Here is a 5,244-nt window from a genome sequence, read left to right as displayed (position 1 = left end):
CATTTAGATCAAGAGTTAGCTTTTAATTTAATACAAGAGATAATGCAACTATTAAGAAAAACCATTCATGAATTTATGGTAAAATTAAAAAGAGATATAAAATTTTCTTTAAACCTGAATGATCTAGGTAAACAAAATAGATTGCATAAATATCTTGTAGATTTTATTGTTGAGGATAGAAACTTACGTAGTGAAATCTTGCAACAGGTTAATCAGGTATTTTTGAGTTCTGATCGCTATAAAAAGCATCGACCAATTTTTTACATAGATGTAGATCCTTATGATCTTAGTTAGATAAGAGAAAAATGAAGTTTTTAGAATACCATCGCCGAGAAAATAAAATTGTAAAGATTTATAAGAAAGCAACTGCTACATGGTTTTCTACGGTAAAGTTAATTAATAAGCCTATTTTCGAATTAAAAGGAAGAAAAGTTTTATTACAAGATGCTTTAATAATCTTTATAGTTGTGATTGTCATCTCGCTTAGTTTGAGAGAAATTTATAGTCCTAAAAAAGTTAGTTCAGCGAGTGTACAAAAGCAAATTAAAGTTGTGGAAGCACCTGCAGTACCTAAAGAGTCTTGGGATTACATTAGGTTTTTTGAGGCAAACGATAGTTTTTTAACCATGAATAAAAAAACTCAAGATTCACCAAACTTTGCTCAACCTTATGTTAAAGCTTCTAAAGATCAAAAAGATGTAATCAATAAAATTAGGGATTCTCTTAATTTACCAACTCTTACTTTAAATACGGTAAGTAATACTTTAGAGGAGAATACTGATACGGTAATTGATCCTACAACTATAGATACAACTGGTAATGAAACTACCAATGAGAATTTAGCTACCAATCAAAAAAGTCAGGTAGAAGCAAAAGGCACAGAACCTTTACCTTCGCAAATAGTTGCAGAAGAAGAAAAGAAAGCAAATTTGGTTAATTTAACTTGCGGTCCATTTCTTGTTGAAAATGATGCTAAAAAGTATGTGGGGTTTTTAAAAAATAGTCCTCGAAATAAGTTTAAGCAAAGTGAAGCCAAAGTTACAAATGATAATAATAACTTATACTGGCTTAACATTAAAGGTGACTTTAATGACAATGATATAAGTTGGATACAGCGTTATTATAATTTTAATTGTCAATAAATAAGCAGTCTGTTAAAAACAGACTGCTTATTATATTTTTATTCAGCAACTAGAACTTGATTTGCTTTATTACGAGCAAATATTCCATTAGATACTACGCCTGGAATATTATTAATAATCTGCTCCATAGCAATAGGATCTTCAATGACAAAATCATGAACATCGAGGATAATATTACCATTATCAGTAATACAGTTCTCGCGGTAAACGGGATTACCTCCAAGTTTTCTTAATTCTCGACTTACTGCTTCACGAGCCATAGGAATAACTTCAACTGGTAAAGCAAATTGAGTTCCTAGTTGAGAAACTTTTTTACTTTTATCAACAATACAAATGAAATTTTCACTTAAGCTAGCGACAATTTTTTCTCTAGTTAAAGCTGCTCCGCCACCTTTAGTCATATAACCTTCTGGAGTAACTTCATCAGCTCCATCAATGTAAACTCCTAAAGTGGTAACTTCATTAGCATCTAGAACCTGTACCCCTACAGCTTTGAGGTTGGCTTCACTTTCTTTAGAAGCTGCCACCGCATATTCAACTTTGAATGGTAGTTCTGGAAGTAAGCTAATAAAAATTTTTACCGTAGAACCAGAACCCACGCCAAGTACTTGTTGAGGTTGAACAAATTCTAAAGCTTTTCTCGCAACTATTTCTTTTAACTCATTTTGTGTCTTCATTTGTCATGACCTATTTTTAGAACGTACACTTATATTATATAAATAAAATTTAGTTCTATGCATAATTTTTTAATCTTCAGGAAGAAGATCTTCAAGAATACTATTTAAAAAGTTATGCCCTTGCTCGGTTAGAAGCCAATGGTCGCCTGAGTCTTGAATATTATTATTTTGAATATGCTTAGTAAGAGCTTTAGTAGCAATACTTGCCTCTAAACCTGTAGCTAGCGTGAACTCTTCTTTATTAACAGGAGTAAATAGTCTAAATCTATTTAAGAAAAACTCAAACAGTAAATGTTTATTCTCAACTTTAGTAATTGAATAGAGGTATTTGCCCTTTAAATAACCTGCAGGATGTTTGGTTTTCATAGTACGAATAATCCCTGAAAGTTGAGTGATTTTTCCAGCAGCTCCACAACCTATACCTATGTAATCATGGAATTTCCAATAGTGTAGATTGTGTTCGCACTGGTTATCCAAGGTAGCATAGGCACTCACTTCATATTGCTCAAATCCAGAGTCTTTTAATTTTTGTTTGCCCGCAACTTCAAGATCCCATAAATAATCGCTTTCAGGTAAAACTGGAGGTTTAGAAGCAAAAAGGGTGTGAGGTTCGATAGTTAGTTGATACCAAGAAAGATGAGTTGGTTTTAAAGCTATAGCTTGTTCTAGATCATCAAGAGCTTGAGATATAGTTTGATTAGGAAGCCCATACATGAGATCCACATTAACCCTCTTAAATCCTGCATTAAATGCTGCTTGTACCGCTAATTTAGCTTGCTCACTAGAGTGAATACGTCCAAGGGTTTTTAGATGTTCTAGATTAAAGCTTTGAATTCCTATGGATAGGCGATTAACGCCGGCTAAGACAAAGCCTTTAAATTTATCTTGGTCCACTGTCCCTGGGTTAGCTTCCATTGTTATTTCACAATGAGGAGATAACTTTACTAGACTTTTTACGCCATCAAGAATTGCTTTTATCCCATTTGGAGTTAAAATCGATGGAGTACCTCCACCAATAAAGATAGATTCTATTTCTCGTCCTTGGACGTAAACTAAATCTTGCTTTAAATCTGCTAAAAGATGTTCTATATACTCTTTTTCGGGAATTGTACTTTGTTCCGGAGAATATCCGTGTTGATCAATAGTTTTTGCTTTAATCCCGTGACTGTTGAAATCACAGTAGGGACATTTTTGTACACACCAAGGGATATGTATGTATAAACTTAATGGTGGTAATGATTTAATCATAAATGAATAAAATAGATAAGGATCGCTAAAGAGCGATCCTAATTTATAGGTTATAATTCAGTAATTTTTACATTTAATACAGGTGCAGTAGGATCATTTAGTTCATTATTTACAATATCTTTAGCTTGTAAATCAGCATGATAAGATGAACGTACGAATGCTCCCACGGCAGCGTGTTCAAAACCTAATTCTAGTGCATATTTACGAATTTCTTCAAATTCAGAAGGTGGTACATATCTTTGCACAGGATAATGGTAACGTGATGGCTGGAGATACTGACCAATGGTTAACATAGTAACACCATTAGCACGTAAATCACGCATAACTTGGAATAATTCTTCGTTAGTTTCTCCTAATCCAACCATAAGCCCTGATTTTGTAGGGATATCAGGGAAACGTTCTTTAAATTTTCTTAAAAGTTCTAAAGATTTTTCGTAATTAGCTCCAGGACGAACATCACGATATAGACGTGGAACATTCTCAAGATTGTGATTAAATACATCAGGTGGAGCAACTGATAAAGCATCTAAAGCCTTATCAATATGTCCTCTAAAGTCAGGAACTAAAGTTTCTACTTTAATATTTGGATTTAATCGTCTTACTTCAGAAACTACTTGCGCATAGTGTCCTGCTCCACCATCACGAAGATCATCTCTATCTACAGAAGTAATAACTACGTATTTGAGACGCATATCTTTAACTGTCTGAGCTAATTTAATTGGTTCTTCAGCATCTGGTGGTAAAGGTTTACCATGAGCCACGTCACAGAATGGACATCTTCTCGTACATATAGCACCTAAGATCATAAAGGTAGCTGTACCATGACTAAAACACTCGTGAAGGTTAGGACATGAAGCTTCTTCACACACAGAATGTAATGAGTTTTTTCTTAAAGCACTTTTGATATCACGTATACGAGCGTTATCAGCAGGAATTTTAATTTTTAACCAATCTGGTTTTTTGATAAATTCTTGATTGGGATCAATATTTTTAACTGGAATAATGGAAGTTTTAGCAGCATCACGATACTGTACTCCACGCTCCATTTTAAACTCTTTACCCATAACTATAATTATCCTTTAATCTTTCCTAATCACTAAATTTTGTAAACTTCGGTATAAGCAAAGCTATTAACAAGGTAACTAATAAAATATTCATTAATTAAAGAGTTTACTAAGCTATAAAACTCTTCAGGAGTTAGATTTTGAGCTTGTTCAGGAGTTAATAACTCTAGTGAAACTAGTGATTGTGGGTTAATATAATCACAGATATTACACATTTCTAAGCCTGCATATCCACAGGGATTGATACTATGAAAAGGCTCTAAATCCATATCTATATTGATCGCAATACCATGATAAGTGCCATGGCGAGTAACTTTAAGTCCTAAAGAAGAAACTTTTTTATTCTCTATATAGATTCCTGGAGCATCAGGTTTAGCATGAACTTTGCTAATACCAATATGCGTTAAAATATTTACCACCGCATTTTCCATAGCTGTAACTATACTGCGAGCATAAAATTTTAAATCAAACTCTGCAAACTCTTTCTTTTTGCGTTCAAAATCTATAAGTAAATAGATAATTTGTTGCTTTGGTCCATGGTAGGTTACTTGACCACCACGATCAGCCTGCATTATTGGAATATTAAACTTGTTATTTAAGACGTGATTAGGACTACCATTTACTCCTTGAGTAAATACTGGTTCGTGTTGGAGTAATAAAATTTGATCTAAAGTATTTTCAGTACGATTACGCGTAAAATCAATCATGGCTTGAAAACTATCTCGCCAATTAATTAAACTCTCATAATCTTTGATAATTACTTTTGAGCAAATTTTATTATTTAAGTCTTGAGTTTTACTCGGAGAAATTTGAATTAAATTTGCAATTGATGTTTCTACAGATAATAGATCTTGGAGTAAAAACTTACTAATAAAGCTTTTGAATTTAGGTTGCCATAATGTAAGTTTTGTTTTTTCAAGCTCATGAGCATCAATTTGCGTTATTTCAAACATGTATACCTCAACTTTTTGGTCACATACTTTTACACATACAATAATGTGACTTATTGTAATTATACCAAAAAATCGAATTATAATCTCTCTAGCTTAGGTATTATGGTGAATTTATTTAAAATCTAAATATAGATAAGAATAAATCACATTAGGAAAAAGA

General features: G+C 32.7%; 6 protein-coding genes. 2 read left to right on the top strand and 4 right to left on the bottom strand.

Annotated elements, in window-relative coordinates:
- Together CKF59_RS07555 and CKF59_RS07550 are read left to right on the top strand one after the other, a co-directional pair.
- Positions 1-294: hypothetical protein (locus CKF59_RS07555; RefSeq protein WP_222985713.1), on the top strand; the 294-nt coding region annotated here is incomplete at its 5' end.
- A gap of 11 nt (positions 295-305) precedes the next feature.
- Entirely contained in the window at positions 306-1,142 is an 837-nt protein-coding gene (locus CKF59_RS07550) for a hypothetical protein (protein WP_119535296.1), read from the top strand.
- A 38-nt stretch (positions 1,143-1,180) separates the two neighbouring features.
- On the opposite strand, the gene rpiA is transcribed toward CKF59_RS07550, so the two are convergent.
- From rpiA to lipB, 4 genes are all read right to left on the bottom strand, one after another.
- On the bottom strand, positions 1,181-1,819 hold the full coding sequence (gene rpiA, locus CKF59_RS07545; protein ID WP_119535295.1) for a ribose-5-phosphate isomerase RpiA: 639 nt from the start codon (positions 1,817-1,819) through the stop codon (positions 1,181-1,183).
- Between the two features lie 69 nt (positions 1,820-1,888).
- On the bottom strand, positions 1,889-3,067 hold the full coding sequence (hemW, locus tag CKF59_RS07540; protein ID WP_119535294.1) for a radical SAM family heme chaperone HemW: 1,179 nt from the start codon (positions 3,065-3,067) through the stop codon (positions 1,889-1,891).
- Positions 3,068-3,117: 50 nt separating this feature from the next.
- Positions 3,118-4,131 (bottom strand): lipoyl synthase, encoded by a 1,014-nt coding sequence (gene lipA, locus CKF59_RS07535; RefSeq protein WP_119535293.1) that lies wholly within the window; start codon positions 4,129-4,131, stop codon positions 3,118-3,120.
- Positions 4,132-4,163: 32 nt separating this feature from the next.
- Positions 4,164-5,084 carry a lipoyl(octanoyl) transferase LipB gene (lipB, locus tag CKF59_RS07530; RefSeq protein ID WP_119535292.1) on the bottom strand — a complete coding sequence of 307 codons (921 nt, stop codon included), beginning with the start codon at positions 5,082-5,084 and terminating at the stop codon, positions 4,164-4,166.
- Positions 5,085-5,244 lie beyond the last annotated feature (160 nt).

The organism is Psittacicella gerlachiana, assembly GCF_003585965.1.
Classification (GTDB): Bacteria; Pseudomonadota; Gammaproteobacteria; order Enterobacterales; family Psittacicellaceae; genus Psittacicella; species Psittacicella gerlachiana.
The sequence above is the reverse complement of the archived record's forward strand: the minus strand, read 5'-3'. Positions and strand labels throughout refer to the sequence as shown.

Excerpts from the sequence above, each read along its gene's own strand:
- CKF59_RS07550 (WP_119535296.1), top strand. The coding sequence starts at position 306 with ATGAAGTTTTTAGAATACCATCGCCGAGAAAATAAAATTGTAAAGATT.
- rpiA (WP_119535295.1), bottom strand. The coding sequence starts at position 1,819 with ATGAAGACACAAAATGAGTTAAAAGAAATAGTTGCGAGAAAAGCTTTA.
- hemW (WP_119535294.1), bottom strand. The coding sequence starts at position 3,067 with ATGATTAAATCATTACCACCATTAAGTTTATACATACATATCCCTTGG.
- lipA (WP_119535293.1), bottom strand. The coding sequence starts at position 4,131 with ATGGGTAAAGAGTTTAAAATGGAGCGTGGAGTACAGTATCGTGATGCT.
- lipB (WP_119535292.1), bottom strand. The coding sequence starts at position 5,084 with ATGTTTGAAATAACGCAAATTGATGCTCATGAGCTTGAAAAAACAAAA.